This window comes from Armatimonadota bacterium, from assembly GCA_031081585.1.
GTDB lineage: Bacteria > Sysuimicrobiota > Sysuimicrobiia > Sysuimicrobiales > Humicultoraceae > Geohabitans > Geohabitans tengchongensis.
Genome location: JAVHLY010000019.1, coordinates 1 through 19,724 on the forward strand (window position 1 = coordinate 1; position 19,724 = coordinate 19,724).

Sequence of the window (19,724 nt, forward strand, 5' to 3'; positions counted from 1 at the left end):
GGGCGGTCCTCCCCGTCCACCCGGAAGGGGTTGGTTTCCAGCGGGAAGGATTCGTCACATGGCCCTCCTCTACTGTCAACACTAATGCGAAACAGGACACCCTAGCCGCACCCTGAATGCTATACTCGCCCTGGCAGGCCGCTGTAGCTCAACCCGGCAGAGCACCGCACTTGTAATGCGGGGGTTGGGGGTTCGACTCCCCCCGGCGGCTCCACCGCGTTCGACCCGGATCCCCGCTCAGGCGCCGCGACGCCGCTCCAGCGCCGGCAGCGCCGCGCCCAGCCCGGCCAGCGTCCAGAACCGAAAGTGGAAGGTCCGCGAGGGTCAGCACGGTCCCCGTGACGGGGCGGGCCGGCCCGACGGCCCGGCCCGGTGGCTGGCCTCCGCCGCGCCGAGGGGGTAGCATGGGAACCAGCGATGCGCGACCAGTACGGGCGGGAGCTGCGCGACCTCCGGATCTCGCTGACGGACCGGTGCAACCTGCGGTGCGTCTACTGCATGCCGGCCGAGGGGATCGCCTTCCGCCCGCCCGAGGACCTCCTCCAGGACGACGAGCTGCTGCTACTGGTGCGCATCGCCGCCGAGCTGGGGGTGCGTAAGGTCCGCCTCACCGGCGGGGAGCCCACCGTGCGGCCGGGCATCGTGGACCTGGTGCGCGAGATCGCGGCGGTCCCGGGCATCGAGGACGTGGCCATGACCACGAACGGCGTCCTCCTCGAGTACCTGGCCGCCGACCTGGCCCGCGCCGGCCTGCGGCGCGTGAACGTCAGCCTGGACACCCTCGACCCGGCCAAGTTCCGGCGCATCACTCGGGGAGGCCGCGTCGAGCGGGTCCTGGCCGGCATCGCCCGCGCCGAGGCGGTGGGACTGCGCCCGATCAAGCTCAACGCCGTGGTGGTGCGCGGCTTCAACGAGGAGGACGTCGTCCCGCTGGCCCGCCTGACCCTGGAGCACCCCTGGGAGGTCCGCTTCATCGAGGTCATGCCCTTCGGCAGCGTGGCCGACCTGGCCGAGGCCGGCATCGTCCGCAGCGAGGAGACGAGGGCGCGCATCGAGGCGGCGCTGGGCCCGCTCCACCCGCTGGACCTCTCGGGCGAGGACCCCGCCCGGACCTACGCCCTGCCCGGCGCGCCCGGCCAGGTGGGGTTCATCAGCCCGGTGAGCGAGCCCTTCTGCGCCCGCTGCGGCCGCCTGCGCCTGACCGCGGACGGGCGGCTGCGCCTCTGCCTCCTGCGCGACGACGAGGTGGACCTGCTGACGCCGCTGCGGCGGGGAGCGGGCGTCGAGGAGGTCCGGGAGCTCTTCCGCGCCGCCGCCTACCGGCGGCCCTTCGGCCACGCCCTGGCCGAGCGCCTCTTCCCCCAGCAGCGCGTGATGATCCAGATCGGCGGCTGACCTCCCCCGCGCGGCGGCCAGAGCGCGCACACGACTCCCTCACCCGGCGCCGCCCCCAGGCGCGGGCCCGCCCCTCAGACGTCCTCGGGGTCGACCAGCTCCTCCTCCTCCGGGGTGAAGCGCTCCCCGCAGCGCGGACAGGTGACCACCTCGTCCGCCTCGAGCGGGACCAGGCGCAGGATGACGTGCTGGCAGCGGGGGCAGGTGAGCCGGTAGACTAGCCGTCCTCGCCGTCGAGGTTGCGCTCGAGCTTGCGCTTGACGCGCTGCAGGGCGTTGTCGATGGACTTGACGTGGCGGTTGAGCTCGGTGGCCATCTCCTGGTAGGACTTCCCCTCCAGGTAGGCCGTGAGCACCTTGTGCTCCAGGTCGGAGAGGTTCTTGCGAATGCGCTCGCGCATGCTGGCCGAGGCTTCCTGGTTGATCACCAGCTCCTCGGGGTCGCTGACCTTGATGCTGCTGATGACGTCGAGCAGGGTGCGGTCGGAGTCCTCGTCGTAGATGGGCTTGTTCAGCGAGATGTAGGAGTTGAGCGGGATGTGCTTCTGTCGGGTGGCCGTCTTGATGGCCGTGATGATCTGGCGGGTGATGCACAGCTCGGCGAAGGCCCGGAACGAGGAGAGCTTGTCGGCGCGGAAGTCGCGGATGGCCTTGTAGAGGCCGATCATCCCCTCCTGGATGATGTCCTCCCGGTCGGCCCCGATCAGGAAGTAGGCTTTGGCTTTGACGCGGACGAAGTTGCGGTACTTGCTGATGAGGAATTCGGCGGCCTGGTCATCCCCACGCTTGGCGGACTCGACGAGATCTTCATCGGGCATGTCGGTGTAGCTCAGCGTCTCTCTTCGTGCCAGCGCCACGCTCTCGCCTCCCGCCAGAAGCCGCCCGGCCGCCCCTCCGGGCTCGCCGGAGACCCCGCGCCCGAGCTCCCGGCGGTCGCTCCGCCGTCAGCTGCTCTCTTCATTTGTCGGCCCGAATTATACGAACGGCTCTGGAAAGCGTCAAGGAAATTGTGCGCGCCCTGTCGCTGCGCCCTGCGGCGCGCCGCCCGCCGGCGCCGCATCGACCGGCCCCGCCTCGCCGGGAGGCGGCGACGGCGCCGGCAGCATCTGCCGCCGGATCTCGTAGAGGAGGACGGCGCAGGCAGTGGCGGCGTTCAGCGACGCCACCCGCCCCCACATGGGGATGCGCACCAGGCGGTCGCACCGCTCGCGCACCAGCCGGGAGAGCCCCCGCCCCTCGCTGCCGATCACCAGGGCCAGCGGCGGCACCAGATGCGTGCGGAAGAGGTCCTCGCCGCGCAGGTCCGCCCCCGCCACCCACACCCCCGCGCGCTGCAGCCGCTCGATGGCCTGCGCCAGGTTGGCCACCTGCGCCACCGGCAGGTGCTCCACCGCCCCGGCCGAGGCCCGGGCCACCGCGGGGGTGAGGCCGCTGGCCCGCCGGGTGCGCAGGACAACACCGTGCGCCCCGGCGGCCTCCGCCACTCGGATGATCGCCCCGGTGTTCTGCGGGTCCTCGATGCCGTCGAGGAGGACCAGGAGCGGCGGCTCACCACGCGCGGCGGCCGCCGCGAGCAGCGCCTCCAGGTCGACGCTCGGACGGACGGCGGCGAGGGCGATCACGCCCTGATGGGCGCCCGTCCGCGCCCGCCGGTCGAGCCAGCGCCCCTCCACGACCTGCACGGGCACCCCCCGCGCCCGCGCCAGCGCGACGAGCTCGCGCATCGCCCGGTCGTGGGCGGCGCGCGCCACCAGCAGCTTGCGGATGGGGCGGCCGGCCAGCAACGCCTCGCGGACGGCGCGGCGTCCCTCGACCTGGTCGGGTTCCGCCGCCGCGACGCGCGGGTCGGGGACGTGCCGGTCGGGGACGCGCCGGTCGGGGACGCGCCGGGCGGGGACGTGCCGGGCGGGGTGGGCGATGGCTCAGCTCCTCCGGCGGGCCAGGCGCCAGCGCGAGCCGCCCGGGAAGTCCTCCACCACGATCCCCAGCCCCCCCAGCCGCGCCCGCACCCGATCGGCCAGCGCGTAGGCCCCGGCGGCCCGCGCCTGCTGCCGGCCGGCCAGCAGCGTCCCGATCAGCACCTCCGGGTCCGCGTCGCCCGCCGCGTCCGGGAAGAGAGCGGGGTGCTCCGCCCGGAGCTCCACGAGCAGCGTACGCAACCCCTCGACCACCTCGGGGCCCAGCGGGGCCGCTTCCAGCCGCAGCCCCAGCACCCCGCCGAGCTCCCGCAGGAGGTCCCGGGCCGCCCACACGCCCGCCCGTCCGCGTCCGGTGCCCTTCAGGATGGCGTCGGCGACGCGGTTGAGCTCTGCGGCCAAGCGGAAGAGCACCGCCAGCGCCTGCGGCGTGTTCAGGTCGTCGTCCATGGCGCGCTCGAAGGCCCCGCGCGCCTCCGCAGTCGCCGCGTCCAGCCCCGCCGTCGCCCGGTCGTCGGGCGGGGCGGCGGCGATGGCGTCGTCGGCGTTGCGCAGCGCCGTTCGCAGCCGCTCCACCCCGCGGGAGGCCGCCGCCACCGCTTCGTCCGTCCAGCGCAGCGGGGTGCGGTAGTGCGTCCCCAGGAGGAAGGCCCGGATGGCGTCGGGCTCGTGACGCTCCAGCGCCTCCGCCAGGGAGACGATGTTGCCGAGGTGGCGCGTCATCTTCTCCTCGCCCTCGGCGGGGCGCAGCAGGGCGTGGTGCACCCAGTAGCGGGCAAAGGGGACCTTGCCGGTGTAGGCCTCCGCCTGGGCGATCTCGTTCTCGTGGTGGGGGAAGATCAGGTCCTGCCCGCCGCCGTGGATGTCGATCTGCTCCCCCAGGAACTGCAGGTTCATGGCCGTGCACTCGATGTGCCAGCCGGGGCGCCCCGGCCCCCAGGGGCTCGGCCACGACGGCTCACCCGGCCGCGCCGCCTTCCACAGCGCGAAGTCCATCGGGTGGGCCTTGCGCGGGTCCACCTCCACTCGCGCGCCGGCCAGCAGCTCCTCCGCCGTGTGGTGGGAGAGCTGCAGGTAGCGGGGGAAGGCGGTCACGCGGAAGTAGACGTCGCCGTCGACGGTGTAGGCGTAGCCGCGGGCCAGCAGCCCGTCGATGACCTGCACGATGGTGGGGATCACCTCGGAGGCGCGCGGGTAGGCGTGGGCCCGCCGCACCCCCAGCGCGTCCATTTCCCGGAAGAAGCGGGCGATGTGCTCCTCGGCGATGGCGGCCACCGGCCGCCCCTCGCGGGAGGCGCGCTCGATGATGCGGTCCTCGATGTCGGTGAAGTTCTGCACGTGCCGCACCTGGTAGCCGCGGTACTCCAGGTAGCGCCGCAGCACGTCGAAGACGGCGTAGGAGAGGGCGTGCCCCACGTGCAGCCCGCCGTAGAGGTTCGGGCCGCAGACGTAGAGGCGCACGCGCCCCGGCTCCAGCGGGGTGAAGGGCTCCCGCCGCCGGGTCAGGGTGTTGTAGAGGGTCAGAATGGGCGCCTCACCTCGACCACGTCGTGGGCGGCGATGAGCTCCCAGGTGCGCCGCACCCGCAGCGTCCACGGGTCGAGCCAGCGCAGGCGGCGGAGGTCGAACGCCCCCCGGTCGGTGACCACGCGGAAGTAGGCGGCGTGGTACTCCCGCCGCGTCTCCAGGACGCGGCGCACCGTGTAGAACTCTCCCGCCCGCCAGAACCCCGTGGGGCGGGCGCGCGGCCCCGCCGTCTCCACCGCCACCGGCTCGCGCAGTGCCGCCCGCTGGACCAGGAGCAGGCGGGGCGAGCGGCGCAGGCGGGCCAGTTGCCGTGCCGCCCGCACGGCCAGCCGTGCCTTGCGCAGCCGTACCTCATGCCGGCGCACGTCCGCCCTCCTCCACCAGTGCTATGGTACATGGCGTGCGGCCCGCCACCATCCTCTTCGACCTGGACGGCACGCTCGCCGACTCCTTCGCCCTGATCGCCGGGGCCTTCCGCCACGCCTGCCGGGCGGTGTTGGGACGCGAGGCGACGGAGGCGGAGGTGCTGGCGCGCTGGGGACTGCCGCTGCCCCTGCGCCTGGCCGGGCTCGACGCCGGGCGGGTGCCGGACCTGCTGGCGGCGTACAGCGCCTGGTACGACGCGCACCATGCCGCCCTCCTCCGCCCCTTCCCCGGCGTGCCGGCCATGGTCCGCGCGCTGGCCGGCCTCGGGGTGCGTCTGGGGGTGGTGACCTCCAAGCGGCGGGGGCCGGCGCTGCGCGACCTGGAGGCGCTGGGGCTGGCGCCGTTCCTCGAGACGGTCGTGGCCGCCGAGGACGCGGCCGCGCCGAAGCCGGCCCCCGACCCGGTGCGGGAGGCGCTGCGCTGCCTGCGGATGGCGCGGGCCGGTGCCTGGATGGTGGGAGACGGCCCGCTCGACATAGAGGCGGGCCGCCGCGCCGGGGTCCTCACGGTGGGCGCAGCATGGGGCGCGCTCGATCGGGCGGCGCTGGTGGCCGCGGCGCCCGACTATCTGGCCGAGCGTCCGGAGGACGTCGTGGCGCTGGCCTCAGGGACATCCGCTGTGCCGCCTCCGACGGGCGCCGACGCCGGGGCGAGCGCACCGGACGCGGGAGCGAGCCCGGCCGTCCCGTCGGATGCCGGATAGAGGCGACCGCGGCCCACCCGCAGCCCCACCGTCTCCCCCTCCCGCGGCCCTCCCGGGGGAGCAGCCACCCGCAGGTCGCCTTCCCCCACCCGGACGCGGTAGTCCACGTGGCTCCCCAGGTAGCTGCGGCGCACCACCCGTCCCCGCAGCGGGCCGGACGGGTCGAAGTGGATCGCCTCCGGCCGCACGCAGAGCAGGACCTCCCCCGCCGCCGGGGCCGCGCGGTCCTCCACCGTCACCACCGCCCCGACCCCGCGCAGGCGCACCCGCACGGCCGGGCCGTCGTGCCCCTCCACCACGCCCGGCAGGAAGTTGGCCGCGCCCAGGAAGGTGGCCACGAAGGGGGTGGCCGGAGCGTCGTACAGCTCCTCGGGGGTGCCCACCTGGACGATCCGCCCCTGGTCCATCACGGCGATGCGCCGCGAGAGGACCATCGCCTCGACCTGGTCGTGGGTGACGTAGACGACGGTGATCCGCAGCCGGTCCGCCAGCTCCTTGATCTCGAAGCGCATCTCCTCGCGCAGCTTCGCATCCAGGTTGCTCAGCGGCTCGTCGAGCAGCAGGACCGCCGGCTCCATGACCAGCGCGCGGGCCAGGGCGACGCGCTGCTGCTGGCCGCCGGAGAGCTCGTGGGGGTAGCGGTCGGCGTACGGCGCCAGGTGGACCAGGTCGAGGGCGCGGCGGGCCCGGGAGTCCACCTCGACCCGCCCCAGCCCGCGCCGCCGCAGCGGGTAGGCGACGTTCTGCAGGGCGGTCATGTGCGGCCACACCGCGTAGGACTGGAAGACCATGCCCATCCCGCGCCGCTCCGGCGGCACCCGCACGCCGTCGGCGGCGGAGAGCACGCGCCCGTCCAGCACCACCCGGCCCGCGGTGGGCGAAACGAAACCGGCGATCATGCGCAGCGTGGTGGTCTTGCCGCACCCCGACGGCCCCAGCAGGGTGACGAACTCGCTGTCGGCCACGGTGAGGGTGAGGTCGCGCACCGCCCAGCTCTCGCCGTAGGCCTTCCCCAGCGCCTCCAACCGCAGTTCGGCCACTAGGGCAGCACCTCCCGCACGGCCACCGCGCGCACCCCCAGGTGGAGCGCCACCAGCAGCAGGGTGACCAGCGCGGCCACGGCGGCCGAGAGCGCGATCTTCCCCTCCTCGTGCAGGCCGAAGACCACCACCCCGAGGGTCTCGTGCCCCGCCGAGTAGAGGAGGACGGAGAGGGTGAGCTCGGCCACCGCCGGGATGAAGACCAGCACCCACCCGGCGGCCAGGCTCGGGCGGAGGATGGGCAGGACGACCTCCTGGAAGGCCTCCCGGGCGGTGGCCCCGCTGATGCGCGCCGCCTCCTCCAGGGAAGGGTGCACCTGGGCCAGCCCGGCCATGACGGTGCGGAAGCCGAAGACGAGGAAGCGGGCGACGTAGGCCACCAGCAGGATCCAGATGGTGTTGTAGAGGTGCAGGCCCACCAGGGGCACCGGGCGCAGCCAGGCCAAGATCATGGCCAGGGCCACCACCGTCCCCGGCACGGCGTAGGGAATGGTGACCAGGAGCTCCAGCAGCGGCGCCCCGCGCACCCGCACCCGCTCCACCAGGTAGCCCAGCACGAGCCCCAGCGCCACCACCAGCGTCGCCGACCCTGCCGCCAGTCCAACGCTGTTCACGAGGGCCCGCTGGACCTTGGGGATGCCCAGCAGCGCCGTGCGGAGGTGCCCCAGCGTCAGGTGCTCGGGGGCGGGCGCCAGGCCGTACGCCCGGGTGAGCGCCGTGAGCAGGATGGCGGCGAGCGGGAGGAGCACGCTCACCAGCACGAAAGCCCCCAGCCCCATCACGGCGGGCCAGCGCCACCGACCCAGGGTGAGGCGGGTCGGGGCACCGGCCTGGCCGGTGACCACGGCGAAGGTGGCCCGCCGCAGCAGGCGGCGCTGGGACCACAGCAGCACCGCCGCGATGGCCACGAGCCATAGCGAGAGCGCCGCCGCCACCTGGAGGTTGTGGGGCAGATCGAAGTTCAGGATGGTGTCGTAGATCTTCGTCGGCAGGACGACGTAGCGCGCCGGGAAGCCGATCACCGCGGGGATGCCGAAGTTCGCCAGCGAGGACATGAAGAGGAGCACTGCCGCCGCCAGCACGCCCGGCAGCATGAGCGGCAGCGTCACCTCGCGCAGCACCCGGGCCGGTCCCGCCCCGGCGATGCGCGCCGCCTCCTCCAGCGCGGGGTGCATGCGTTCCAGCACGCCGCGCATGGTGGCGTAGGCGATGGGGTAGCCATAGAGGGTGAGGACGGCGACGACCCCCGCCGGCCCGTAGATCACCAGGAGCGGCTCCTGGGCTCCAGTGAGGGCGCGCCAGGCCTGGTTCAGGTAGCCCACCGGGCCGAGCAGGTAGACCCAGGCGATCGCCCCGATGAAGGGCGGGATCATGTAGGGCAGCAGCAGGGCGGTGTCCCACCGTCCCCGTCCCGGCAGGTCGGTGCGCGTCACCAGCCAGGCGAAAACCGTCCCCAGCACCGTCCCGCCGGCCGTGGCGCTGCCCGAGACGACCAGGCTGTTCACCAGGGCGCGGTGGGCGCCGGAGTCCGCGGCGACCCGGGCGAGGAGCTGCAGGGTCACCCGCCCGTCGGCGGTGACGGCGTTGAGCACCAGCACCACCGACGGGTAGAGGACGAGCACGAGGAGCAGCAGCGCCACCGCCCCCACGGCGACCGGCAGGACGGCCCGCCCCGTCGCCCGCAGAGCGGGGAGCGCCGCCGGAGGGAGGGTGGCCTCGCGCACCGCCGCGCCGGTCCGCCGCCGGCCCGCCGCTAGCGGGTCACGCCGAAGAGCTCGCCGAAGATACGGCGGATCTCCTCGCGGTGGCGGTCGATGTAGGCCAGGTTGGGGTGGAGCACGCGCAGTTCGCTGATGTCCGGCACCCCCTCGGGGTAGGGGATCCCCGGGACGACCGGGATGTAGGAGCGCTGCACGAAGAGGCGCTGCGCCTCCGGCGTGTACAGGTAGTTCACGAAGGCCTGGGCCGCCGGGACGTTGCCGGTCGTCTTGATGATGGCCACGGGCGTGGGGACGAGCAGCGCCCCCTCGCGCGGCCAGATGTGGTCGACGGGGGAGCCCTCCCTCTTCAGGTTGCGCACGAAGAAGTCGACAATCTGGGCGATGCTCACCTCCCCCGAGGCGAGCTTCTGGGCTACGTCGCCGTTGCTGCGCAGGACCACGGCGCCGTTGTCCCGCAGCTTGCGGTAGTAGTCCCACCCGAACTCCCGCAGGCTGGCGAAGGTACCCACGTGGTTGAAGGCGGCGCCGGAGACGAAGGGGCTCGGCATCCCCACCCGGCCGCGGTAGCGGGGGAGGGTGAGGTCCCACCAGCTGGAGGGGCGGAAGCGCACGTGGTTGGTGTTGAAGGCCACGACGTTGAAGATCAGGCGCACCTCGTGCATGCGGTCCCCCTCGTAGTGGTACGGGGCGGGGACGCGGGCGCCCGCCGGGGGCCGGTAGGGGAGGAGCAGGTCACGGCCGGCCAGGGACCGGAAGAAGTCGATGTCGGCGAACCAGATCACGTCGGCCTGGATCCGCCCCGCCTGCAGCTCCGCCTGGAGCTTGGAGACCACCGGCCCCGAGCCGGCCCGGAAGATCTGCACGCGCACGCCCGGCGTGCGGCGCGTGAAGTCCTGCACGAGGGCGTTCACGTCGTCCTCCGACTCCGAGGTGTAGAGCGTGATCTCGCCCGACGGGACGGCGGCCGGCGCCCCCAACCCCGGGACGCCCGCGACCAGAGCCGCCGCCAGCCCCACCAGCACCGTCACTGCTCCCCTGGACCGTCTCCGCACCTCCACCACCCCTCTCTGCGTGGTCGCGTTCAGGCCGGGGCGGCCGCCGCCGCCCGCCACAGGTCTTCGAACTGCGCTTTGTTCCACCGGGCCAGGTCCGCCCCGGCGCTCAGCGAGAACCCTTCGATGGCGATGGTCCCCGTATAGGCGCGCAGGGCCGCCAGGACCCCCACCAGGTCCCGCTCCCCCTGCCCCAGCGGCAGGTGGAGTCGCGAGCGATCCGCGTCGCTCAGGTGGACGTGCACGACGTGCCGCAGCCGCCCCAGGAAGGCAGCCTCGTCCTCCCCCCAGGGGATGTGCGCCACGTCCAGGACGGTGCCGACATTGGGGCGGTCCACGTCGCGCACCAGGCGGTTGGCGTCCTCCGGCGTGATGACGTACTCCCGTTGCCGGGCCTCCATGTGCTCGACGCCCACCACCGCCCCGACCGCCCGGGCATGGTCGGCCACCTCGCGGACCGCCGACACGAGCGCCGGCCAGTAGGCCTCCCCCTCATCGTAGGGCGCCGTGGTCTGCCCCGGGTGCATGACCACGAGCCGCACCCCCAGCTGCCCGGCCAGCTCCACCGAGCGGTGCAGGGCCGCCAGGGACGCCTCCCGGATGGGCTCCACCCGCGAGGTGGGGTTGAGGTCCCAGCTCAGGGTGTGCAGCGTCAGGCGCAGCCCCAGCCGCGCCGCCTGGGCGGCCAGCGCGGCCGGGTCGGCCCCCTCTTCCAGGAGCTGGTAGGCCCACAGCTCCACCCCGTCGTAGCCGAGGTCGCGCGCCGCCTCCAGGATCTCTTCGGCCGGATGGGCCCACAGCACGGGAGCGCTCAGCAGGACCTGGCAGCGGCGCTCCGGGTGCGGGAGCTCGCCCGGGGCGAGCGCGGGCGGCCGCCGCTGCGTCCCACGCGCCGGGCGGAGGGCGCGCGGCCGGACGATGTCCATCGTCGTGCGCAGCTCGGCGGCGACGCGGAAGGGCTTGGTGAGCACCCGCCCGGGCAGGGAGGCGATGAAGGCCCGCGGGTTCCGGTTGAACTGGGTGGTGATCTCGAAGGGTTTGGCCAGCAGCCGCCGCACTACGCCGTCGACGTACTGCTCCATGAAGCGCAGCGTGTCCACGGCCACGGCCCGTCCGCAGCGGATGCAGGTCACACGCGAGAGACCCCCCTCGCCCGGCGTGACGAGGTGCGGCGCCGGGCGCCCGCAGCGGCGGCAGGCCAGCTCGACCTCGTACCGCTCCCGCACCCGGACCGTCACGGTCCGCTCCGCGTGGAGGGCCCCCTGTCCACCCCCGGCCCCTGGTCCGTGCCGCCTCCCTGCGCCAGCAGGCGGCAGAGGTCGTCGAGGAAGCGGGCGCCGTCCGCCCCGTCAGCCACGCGATGGTCGAGCGCCAGCACCACCTCCCCGACCGGCCGCACGGCCACCGCGTTCCCCACCGCCCACGGGCGGGGACGGACCGCGCCCAGCGCCAGCAGCGCCGACTGGCCCGGGGGGATGAGCACGGTGAAGGCGTCCACGCCGAACACCCCGAGGTTCGAGACGGTGAAGGCCGCTCCCTGGAGGTCCTCGGCCCGCAGCGTCCCCGCCCGCGCGCGCTCTGCCAGGAGCGCCACCTCCGCCTGGATCGCCTGGACACTCTTGCCGTCCGCGGCGCGCACCACCGGGGCGACCACGCCCTGCGGCGTGTCCACGGCCACGGCCACGTCGATGGCCTGGTGGACCAGGATGGCGTCCTCCTGGAAGGCGGCGCGCAGCAGGGGGTGTGCCCGCAGGGCGCGCGCCGCGGCGGCCACCACGGCGGCAGTGTACACGCGGGTGGGTGCGAGCCCGGAGAAGTCCACCGCTCGCCTCAGGTAGATGTGCGGGATCTCCCGGGCACTCTGGGCCATGCGCGCGGCGATCGTGCGACGCCGCGCGTCGAGCGGCCGCCGCTCGCCCGGCGGGCGGAGGTGGGGCTCGACGGCGGGGCCACCCCCCGGCGTGGCCGGCAGCCGGTCCGGGGGCGACCTGCGCGCGGCCAGGGCCGCCTCCAGGTCGTGCTCGGTGATGCGCCCGCCCGGTCCGGTGCCGCGGAGGGTGGCCAGATCCACCCCCGCCTCACGGGCCCGACGGCGCACCGCCGGAGCAGCCGGCGGTTCCCCCGCCGGACGAGTCCCTGGCGCTGCGGCGGCCGCTGGGGCTGGGGGGGCCTCGCCGGGCGCCACGATGTAGGCGATGACGGCGGCCACCGGGACGCGCTCCCTCTCCCGGGCGCGGACCCCCGCCAGCACCCCATCGGCGGGCGCCTCCACCTCCATCGTCACCTTGTCGGTGATGACTTCCACCAGCGGGTCGCCCCGCCGGACCGCCTGGCCCTCGCCGACCAGCCAGCGCCCGAGCGTCCCCTCGGCCATCGTCATGTCGAACTTGGGCAGGATCACCGGCGTGGCCATGCGCTCCTACCCCTCGGCCAGCACCTGCCGGACCGCGGCGACGATATCCTCCTCCTGCGGGACCGCCGCCCGCTCCAGCGTCCGGTTGTATGGGATGGGACACTCCGCCCCGCCCAGCCGGACCACCGGCGCCTTCAGGTGGTAGAAGGTCTCCCCCTCCACCAGTCGCGCCGCGACCTCAGCGCCGATCCCCAGCGTCTTCACCGCCTCGTAGACCACCACCACCCGTCCGGTCTTGCGCGCCGAGGCCGCGGGGGTCTCCGCATCCAGCGGCCGCAGCGTGCGCAGGTCCACCACCTCCACGTCCACCCCTTCGGCGGCCAGGCGCTCGGCCGCCGTCAGGGCCCGCGGCACCATCACCGAGGTGGCCACCACCGTGACGTCGCGCCCTTCCCGGCGCACGGCGGCGACGCCGAGGGGAGCCGGCGCGGGCGCCTCCGGCACCGGCCCGCGGGTCCGGTAGAGGAGCTTGTGCTCGACGACGATGACCGGGTTGGGGTCGGCGATGGCGGCGAGCAGCAGCGCTTTGGCATCGGCGGGCGTCGCCGGAGCCACCACTTTCAGTCCCGGGACGTGGGCGAACCAGGCCTCCAGGCTCCCGGAGTGCTGCGCCGCCGCACCCGTCCCCGCACCCGCGGGCGTGCGCAGGACCATCGGGACGGTGACCGTCCCCCCGAACATGTAGCGCATCTTGGCCGCCTGGAGGACGAGCTGCTCCATCGCCAGAGTGATGAAGTCCATGAACTGGATCTCCACCACCGGCCGCAGGCCGGTCACCGCCGCGCCGATGGCGCACCCGGTGATGGCCGCCTCGGAGATGGGCGTGTCGCGCACGCGCTCGGGCCCGAACTCCTCCAGCAGCCCGTCGGTCACCCCGAAGGCGCCGCCGTAGACGCCGATGTCCTCGCCGAGCAGGATCACGCGCTCGTCCGCGTGCATGGCCTGGCGAAGCGCCTCGCGGATGGCCTCCGCATAGGAGAGCTCCCGCACGCCCACCTCCGTCCCGCCCGTCGCCGTGCTCACGGCCCGCTCCGTCACGCGTACACCCCCTCGAGCAGGGTGGCCGGGTCCGGCTCGGGGCTGGCCTCGGCAAAGGCCAGCGCGGCGGCGACGGCGGCACGGGCCTCCGCCGCCAGCTGATTGGCCGCCGCCGCGGAGAGGACCCCTGCCGCCAGCAGGCGCGCCCGCAGACGGTCGATGGGGTCGCGGGCCCGCCAGGCCTCCACCTCCTCCCGGGCGCGGTAGCGCTGCCGATCGCTCTTGCTGTGGCCCCGGTAGCGGTAGGTCACGCACTCCAGCAGCGCGGGTCCGCCGCCCTGGCGGGCCCGCGCCACCAGCTCGGTCGCCACCGTGTACACCGCGACCACGTCCATGCCGTCCGCCGTCACCCCGGGCATCCCGTAGGCGGCGGCCCGGTCACTCACCCGCGCCACACGCATCGCCCGCCCCACCGGCATCGACATGGCGTACTGGTTGTTCTCGCAGACGAAGAGCACCGGCAGCTCCCAGATGCTGGCCAGGTTGAGCGCCTCGTGGAAGGCCCCCTCGTTGGCGGCCCCGTCCCCGAAGAAGGCGACGCACACCTGGCCGGAGCGGCGCAGCCGGATGGAGAGGCCTACCCCGGTGGCGATGGGCAGCCCGCCGGCCACGATCCCGTTCGCCCCCAGGTTACCGCCGGCCACGTCCGCGATGTGCATGCTGCCGCCGCGGCCGCGGCAGTACCCCGTGGCCTTCCCCAGGAACTCGGCCATCATGCGGCGCACGTCCGCGCCCTTGGCCAGGCAGTGGCCATGGCCGCGGTGGGTGCTGAGGATGTAGTCGCCGGGTTGCAGCGCCGCGCATACCCCCGCCGCCACCGCCTCCTGCCCGACGCTCAGGTGCATCGTGCCGTGGACCCGGCCCTGCGCGAACAGCTCGTCGGCCAGCTCCTCGAAGGCACGGATGAGCAGCATCGTCCGCAGCAGCGCGACCAGGCGATCCGGGGGCAGGCCTCCCGCGCTCATCGGTCGCCTCCCGCGCCCGCCGGCCCGGGATCACGACGCCCGCCCCCCGCGGCGGTGTCGCGCCCGCCCAGCACCTCCACCACCGCCGCCGCCGTCCGGTGGTCGGTCACCACCACGTCCACGAGACCGCCGCGCACCGCCCCGGCGATGGCCCGGGCCTTCTCCGTCCCCGCCGCCACCGCCACCACCGTGGTGAGGCGGCGCAGCTCCTCCAGCGTCACCGCCACGGTGCGCGCCTCCAGCTCCGGCGCGGCGGGGCGGCCCTCGGCCGTGAAGAACCGGGTGCAGACGTCCCCCACGGCGCCCCGGCGGCGCAGTGCCGCCAGGTCGGCGGCACTGAAGTAGCCGCTCTCGACCAGGGTGGAGGACGGCACCGGCGCGCCGATGCCGACGAGCGCGACGTCGGCGCGGCGCGCCAGGTCGAGGACCCGCCGGATCGCCGGGTCGGAGAGGAGGGCCTGGCGCACCCGCGGGTGGGCGGCCACGGCCGGCGCGTGCAGGAGGGTGACGCGGCCGCCGAGGGCGGCCGCGGCGCGCCGGACGAGGTCGTTGGCATGGATCTCACTGCGCACCTGACCTACCCCGCCCACGAGCGGCACGAGCTCGACCGGTACCCGCCGCTGGGCCGGCAGCGCCTCCACCACCGCGGCCACCGAGCGGCCCCAGGAGATCCCCAGGCGCATGCCCGGGCGCAGCAGCCGGACCAGCAGCGCGGCTCCCGCTCGGCCGACCGCCGCCCGGGTGACGGCGGGATCGGCCGCCGCCTCCACGACCACCGCTTCCCGCACCCCCCGACGTTCGAGCGCCCGCGCCAGCTTCGGGTACGCCTCGGGCGCGCGCGCCACCTCGATGCGCACGACTCCCTCCGCCCGGGCCCGCCGCAGCAGGCGCGAGACGGTGGGGCGTGAGAGCCCGAGGCGCTCGGCGATGGCCTGCTGGGTCAGGTCCTGCAGGTAGTAGAGGTCGGCGACCCTGGCCAGCAGCGCGTGGTCCATCATCCGCCCGGTCCCCCCAGCAGGCCCTGCCGGAGGAGGGCGTCCTGCAGGCGCCGGGCCTGCACGACCACCGCGCCTTCGTCCAGGACCACGTCCGCGTAGCGCAGCGGGCACCCCGCCGCCACCGGGCGCAGGACCCGCGCGCCCTGCGCCAGGCCCACGGGCAGCAGCCCCTCGGCTGACGCGCGGTCGGCCTCCTCGGCCAGCCCGTAGACAGTCTCGCCGCCGATCCCGTCCAGCACCTCCTCCGGGCGGAGGTCGCGCTTGGCCACCGCCACGCACTCCACCCGCGGCGGGCCCGCAGGCGCCAGCGTCACCTCGCCGTCGAGCGCGGCTCGGGCGATGGAGCGGGGGACCTCCAGGCTGGCCAGGTGGTAGGGACGGTGGAGCAGGTAGTAGGGTCCGTCACCCATGCGCAGGTAGGCCAGGTCGCCCCGCAGCGCCTCCGGGGCGGTCACGACGAGGAAGACGCCGGGTGCGACGTCGCCGACGGCGTAATCGACCACGCCCCGCCGCTGCAGAATGCCGCCGTCGCCCTCGGGGACGAAGGTGTGCAGGAGGTCAGCCAGATCCGCCGCGGGGCCGTGCAGCCCCGGCCGGTCGATCCCGAGGCCGGCGGCGTTGGCGAGGGCGGCCAGCTCAGCCATGGTCTTGGTGCCGTCCACGAAGGCGGTGAGCATGCGCGGACTCATCCCACGGGTGCGCGCCTCCCCGGCGAGGCGGGCCGGGGTGGCGGTGCGGTCGAGGCGGTTGTTCTTGCCCTTGCCGGCGCAGATCACCTCGAGGCCCATCAGCCGCGCCTCGTCCACCAGCTCTCCCAGCGCGGCCGGCTCGTCGCCGGCGGCCAGGGTGTAGACCGCCCCGCTGCGCCGGGCCAGGTGCCCGAGCAGGGGGCCGACGGTGACGTCGGCCTCGACGTTCAGGGAGACGAGCGCCCGTCCGGGCCGCAGGGCGCAAAGGCCCAGACGCGCCCCCACCTCCGGCTCGCCCGTGGCGTCCACGAGGACGTCCACCGGCAGGTCCGCGACGCCCTCCGCCCGGGCGGTCACGGCCACGCGTCCCTCGCGGACGAGGCGCGCAGCCTCCGCTCCGTCGGCGGCCACGGCCGCCCGGAGCCCCGCGGCCTCAGCGGCCCCGAGCGCCCGCTCCACCCTGACGTCGCACAGGGCGACGAGGCGCATGCCCGCCAGGGCCGCCACCTGACGGGCGACCCCGGCGCCCATCTGCCCGACGCCGACCACCGCCACGCGGACCGGCCGCCCCTCCCGCTCCCGTGCCTGCAGCCGCGGCAGCAACCCCATGGGCTCACGGATCCTCGGTGAACGAACGATCAGTCTTTGCACAGATGTTCACCGCAGGGGACGCGGACTCCTGGTGGGGCCGCGAGGGGGAAGGAGAGGGCACGGCCCGGCCGACGATCGCCCGGCGACCGTCGGCGGGGGCCTACCGGCGGGGCACGGTGGAGGAGCCGGCGGGGAGCTCGCTGCGGGGCCGGGCGAAGATCATGCGGCCGGCCACGGTCTGCAGGACGCTCGTCACCACCACCTCGGCCTGCTCGCCGATGAGGCGCCGACCGCCCTCCACCACCACCATCGTCCCGTCCTCCAGGTAGCCGACCCCCTGACCGGCCTCCTTGCCCTCCCGGAGGATTTGGAGGGAGAGGGTCTCCCCCGGCAGGAGGATGGGACGCAGCGCCTGCGCCAGCTCGTTGATGTTGAGGACGCGCACACCCTGCAGCTCCGCCACCTTGTTGAGGTTGAGGTCGTTGGTCAGGATGGCCGCGCCGATGCTGCGGGCGTAGGCCACCAGGCGGGCGTCGACCTCGCCGTCGGCCGCCCCGGCTTCCTCGACGACGCGCACGGCGCCGAACTCCTTCTGCAGGGTGTTCAGGACGTCGAGCCCCCGGCGCCCACGGGCGCGCCGGATCGGGTCGGCGGAGTCGGCGATGCGCTGCAGCTCCTGCAGGACGAAGCGGGGGACGAGCAGGGGACCGTCCACGAAGCCGGTGCGGCAGACGTCGGCGATGCGCCCGTCGATGATCACGCTGGTGTCCAGCACCTTGGGCACCGCCCGGGGTCCGGCCCCCTCGTCCTCGTTGCGGATGCGCGGGAGGATGGTGGTCACCTCCTCGCGCCGCTGCAGGGCCACGTGGATGCCCAGGTAGCCGAAGATCAGCGCGGCCAGCGGCCGCAGGTAGGGGCCGAGGAAGGGCAGCCCGCCCAGGGGCAGGCTTACCAGGAAGGCGATGAGCAGCCCGACGATGAGCCCGGTCACCCCCAGGGCCAGGTCGCGCAGGGAGAGGCGGGCCAGCCCGCGCAGGACGAAGTCCATGGCCGCCACGAACTGCCGCCACAGCCAGGGGCTGAGCAGCCAGCCCAGCAAGGCGACGATGACCGCCAGGCCGATGCGGGCCAGCGTTTCCGGGAAGACCGAGAGGACGAGACGCTGAGTGGCCAGCTGGAACCCGACGAGCGCGCCCAGCAGACCCCCAACGGCGCGCAGGGCGGTCTGCATGTTGCTTTGATTATAGCACGCGCACGCCGCACGGCGGTCGCCTTGACACGTGCGGAAACGCGCTCCTACAATGGCGCTGCGCGTTCCGGGATCCGCGGCCTGGCAGGGTCTGCGGCCGGTGCTCCCGCGGCGCGCCCCCGCCCCAGCGGGAGCCCCACCCCGGACTCAGGAGGCGCGGGATGAAAGAGACCGACCAGGCCGCGTTCCAGGATCTCGTCGGCCAGTACCTCATTCGCCACCGCAGCATCCTCGACGTCCAGAGCAAGCTCGTGGAGTCCTCCGCCCGCATCGCCCGGGCCCTGGCCAAGGCCGTGACCTCCTGCGGCTGCGTCCAGATCGCGGCGGAGCGCCAGCGCTTCCCGGCCAACCTCTCGCTGGCAGAGGTCCGGGAGCAGCTCTCCACCCACCTGCAGGGGGAACCCTGCGAGCGCTGCCGCGAGACCCTGGAGGACGAAGTGGGGACGGCCCTCTTCTACCTGGCCGCCCTCTGCCACGTCACGGGCCTGGACCTGGGCGCGATCCTGCGGAAGGAGCGCGAGCGCGTCGCCGCCCTCGGTCTCTTCCACCTGACCTAGCCCCGCCCGCCTAGCCCAGCAGCACGGCCAGCGCCTCGCCCAGGGTCGCCACGCCGGCGACCTCCACGCCGGCCCCGCGGGCTTCCTCGACGTTCCCCCGCGGCACCACCAGCCGGGCAAAGCCCAGGCGCGCCGCCTCGGCCATGCGCCGGGCGGCGTGGCGCACCGTCCGCACCTCCCCGCCCAGGCCCACCTCGCCCAGGACCACGCTGCCCGGGTCGAGCGGCCGGTCGCGGAAGGCGCTGGCCACGGCCGCCGCCAGGGCCAGGTCGGCCGCCGGGTCGGCGACGCGCAGCCCGCCCGCCACGCTGGCGTAGACGTCGTGCATGGCCAGGTGCAAGCCCGCCCGCTTCTCCAGCACCGCCAGCAGCAGCACCAGGCGGTTGTAGTCCACCCCGGCGGCGGTGCGCCGCGGTACCCCGAAGTGCGTGGGGGTGACCAGCGCCTGCACCTCCAGCAGCAGCGGCCGGGCCCCCTCCATGGCGCAGACGATGGCCGACCCCGAGGCGGACACCGCGCGCTCGGCCAGGAAGGCCGCCGAGGGGTTCGGGACCTCGCGCAGCCCGTCCGAGGCCATCTCGAAGACCCCGAGCTCGTGGGTCGAGCCGAAGCGGTTCTTGGTGGCGCGCAGGAGGCGGTAGGCGTGGTGCGGGTCCCCCTCGAAGGCCAGCACGGTGTCCACCAGGTGCTCCAGCACCCGCGGGCCGGCCAGCTGCCCCTCCTTGGTGACGTGGCCGACCAGGAGGACGGTCACCTCCTGTCCCTTGGCCACCCCCAGCAGCGCGGCGGCACACTCCCGCACCTGCGCCACGCTGCCCGGCGCCGAGGGGACGTCCGGCCGGTAGACTGTCTGGATCGAGTCCACCACCACGAGCGCGGGGCGGAGGCGCTCCACAGCGCGCTGGACGGCCTCCAGGTCGGTCTCGGCCAGGAGGAGGAGGTCGCGCGGCAGCGGGCCCAGCCGCCCCGCGCGCAGACGGGCCTGGCGGGCGGACTCTTCGGCGGTGACGTAGAGGACGGTACGCCCCTGGGCGGCCACGCGGGCGGCCACCTGGGTGAGCAGGGTGGACTTGCCGATCCCGGGGTCGCCGCCGATGAGGACGAGCGCGCCGGGGACGAGGCCGCCGCCCAGCACGCGGTCGAACTCCGCGATGCCCGTGGTGGCCCGCGGCTCGCGCTCGAGGGCCACGTCGGTGATGGAGACGACCTCGGCCGCCCGGGCCGGGGGCCGCGGGACCGGGGGCCGGGGGACCGGGGCCGCGGGCTCCTCGACGAAGGTGTTCCACTCGCCGCAGGCGGGGCAGCGCCCCAGCCACTTGGGCGAGACATGGCCGCAGGCCTGGCAGGCGTAGCGCACGCGCGTCGTCGGCATGGGCGGTCCTCTCCTTCTATCGGCGGCGGGGGGCAGGTTTCCTCCCCTCCCGTGGCGCAGCCGCAAAGCGACG

Annotated in this window: 17 protein-coding genes, 1 tRNA gene and 1 pseudogene; 4 read left to right on the forward strand and 15 right to left on the reverse strand. The window is 74.7% G+C overall.

From position 1 onward, the window contains the following. Positions 1-137: 137 nt before the first annotated feature. Both RB146_08810 and moaA read left to right on the forward strand, forming a co-directional pair. Positions 138-214 (forward strand) — tRNA-Thr (locus tag RB146_08810). A gap of 203 nt (positions 215-417) precedes the next feature. Then, on the forward strand, positions 418-1,395 hold the full coding sequence (moaA, locus tag RB146_08815) for a GTP 3',8-cyclase MoaA (protein ID MDQ7829082.1): 978 nt from the start codon (positions 418-420) through the stop codon (positions 1,393-1,395). A 217-nt stretch (positions 1,396-1,612) separates the two neighbouring features. On the opposite strand, the gene sigH is transcribed toward moaA, so the two are convergent. The 4 genes from sigH to RB146_08835 all read right to left on the reverse strand — a co-directional run bounded on the left by sigH (position 1,613) and on the right by RB146_08835 (position 5,202). Next, positions 1,613-2,251 (reverse strand): RNA polymerase sporulation sigma factor SigH, encoded by a 639-nt coding sequence (gene sigH, locus RB146_08820; protein ID MDQ7829083.1) that lies wholly within the window; start codon positions 2,249-2,251, stop codon positions 1,613-1,615. A 141-nt stretch (positions 2,252-2,392) separates the two neighbouring features. Continuing rightward, positions 2,393-3,313, reverse strand: coding sequence for a 23S rRNA (guanosine(2251)-2'-O)-methyltransferase RlmB (gene rlmB / locus RB146_08825; GenBank protein MDQ7829084.1), 921 nt, complete (start codon positions 3,311-3,313; stop codon positions 2,393-2,395). Between the two features lie 3 nt (positions 3,314-3,316). Continuing rightward, a complete protein-coding gene (cysS, locus tag RB146_08830; GenBank protein MDQ7829085.1) occupies positions 3,317-4,906 on the reverse strand; it encodes a cysteine--tRNA ligase in 1,590 nt (529 codons plus the stop codon). After that, positions 4,831-5,202, reverse strand: a complete 372-nt coding sequence (locus RB146_08835; protein ID MDQ7829086.1) for a hypothetical protein — start codon at positions 5,200-5,202, stop codon at positions 4,831-4,833. Before RB146_08835 ends, cysS begins: the two co-directional genes overlap by 76 nt. A 23-nt stretch (positions 5,203-5,225) precedes the next feature. Here RB146_08835 and RB146_08840 point away from each other — a divergent pair. Next, positions 5,226-5,783, forward strand: a pseudogene (locus RB146_08840) (HAD hydrolase-like protein). 44 nt (positions 5,784-5,827) lie between these two features. Here RB146_08840 and RB146_08845 read toward each other — a convergent pair. From RB146_08845 to RB146_08890, 10 genes are all read right to left on the reverse strand, one after another. Further along, positions 5,828-7,006, reverse strand: a complete 1,179-nt coding sequence (locus RB146_08845) for an ABC transporter ATP-binding protein (GenBank protein MDQ7829087.1) — start codon at positions 7,004-7,006, stop codon at positions 5,828-5,830. After that, the gene (locus tag RB146_08850; protein MDQ7829088.1) at positions 7,006-8,730 is read right to left on the reverse strand and encodes an iron ABC transporter permease; all 1,725 of its coding nucleotides are present in this window, start codon (positions 8,728-8,730) and stop codon (positions 7,006-7,008) included. The genes RB146_08845 and RB146_08850 overlap by 1 nt, the downstream gene beginning before the upstream one ends. A 29-nt stretch (positions 8,731-8,759) precedes the next feature. Next, positions 8,760-9,749: an ABC transporter substrate-binding protein gene (locus RB146_08855; protein MDQ7829089.1), complete on the reverse strand. Its 990-nt coding sequence runs from the start codon at positions 9,747-9,749 to the stop codon at positions 8,760-8,762. Positions 9,750-9,808: 59 nt separating this feature from the next. After that, positions 9,809-11,017, reverse strand: coding sequence for a sugar phosphate isomerase/epimerase family protein (locus tag RB146_08860; GenBank protein MDQ7829090.1), 1,209 nt, complete (start codon positions 11,015-11,017; stop codon positions 9,809-9,811). Continuing rightward, a complete protein-coding gene (locus RB146_08865; GenBank protein MDQ7829091.1) occupies positions 11,014-12,192 on the reverse strand; it encodes a dihydrolipoamide acetyltransferase family protein in 1,179 nt (392 codons plus the stop codon). The genes RB146_08860 and RB146_08865 overlap by 4 nt, the downstream gene beginning before the upstream one ends. Before the next feature lie 6 nt (positions 12,193-12,198). Then, positions 12,199-13,215 carry an alpha-ketoacid dehydrogenase subunit beta gene (locus RB146_08870; protein ID MDQ7829092.1) on the reverse strand — a complete coding sequence of 339 codons (1,017 nt, stop codon included), beginning with the start codon at positions 13,213-13,215 and terminating at the stop codon, positions 12,199-12,201. 11 nt (positions 13,216-13,226) lie between these two features. Continuing rightward, entirely contained in the window at positions 13,227-14,195 is a 969-nt protein-coding gene (locus RB146_08875) for a thiamine pyrophosphate-dependent dehydrogenase E1 component subunit alpha (GenBank protein ID MDQ7829093.1), read from the reverse strand. After that, the gene (locus tag RB146_08880; GenBank protein ID MDQ7829094.1) at positions 14,192-15,193 is read right to left on the reverse strand and encodes a sugar-binding transcriptional regulator; all 1,002 of its coding nucleotides are present in this window, start codon (positions 15,191-15,193) and stop codon (positions 14,192-14,194) included. Before RB146_08880 ends, RB146_08875 begins: the two co-directional genes overlap by 4 nt. Beyond that, positions 15,190-16,491: an SAF domain-containing protein gene (locus RB146_08885; protein ID MDQ7829095.1), complete on the reverse strand. Its 1,302-nt coding sequence runs from the start codon at positions 16,489-16,491 to the stop codon at positions 15,190-15,192. The genes RB146_08880 and RB146_08885 overlap by 4 nt, the downstream gene beginning before the upstream one ends. 142 nt (positions 16,492-16,633) lie before the next feature. Then, entirely contained in the window at positions 16,634-17,704 is a 1,071-nt protein-coding gene (locus tag RB146_08890) for a TRAM domain-containing protein (GenBank protein ID MDQ7829096.1), read from the reverse strand. Between the two features lie 179 nt (positions 17,705-17,883). On the opposite strand from RB146_08890, the gene RB146_08895 reads away from it, so the two are divergent. After that, positions 17,884-18,279 (forward strand): DUF1573 domain-containing protein, encoded by a 396-nt coding sequence (locus tag RB146_08895; GenBank protein ID MDQ7829097.1) that lies wholly within the window; start codon positions 17,884-17,886, stop codon positions 18,277-18,279. A 10-nt stretch (positions 18,280-18,289) separates the two neighbouring features. On the opposite strand, the gene radA is transcribed toward RB146_08895, so the two are convergent. Then, positions 18,290-19,651: a DNA repair protein RadA gene (radA, locus tag RB146_08900; protein MDQ7829098.1), complete on the reverse strand. Its 1,362-nt coding sequence runs from the start codon at positions 19,649-19,651 to the stop codon at positions 18,290-18,292. Between the last annotated feature and the right edge of the window lie 73 nt (positions 19,652-19,724).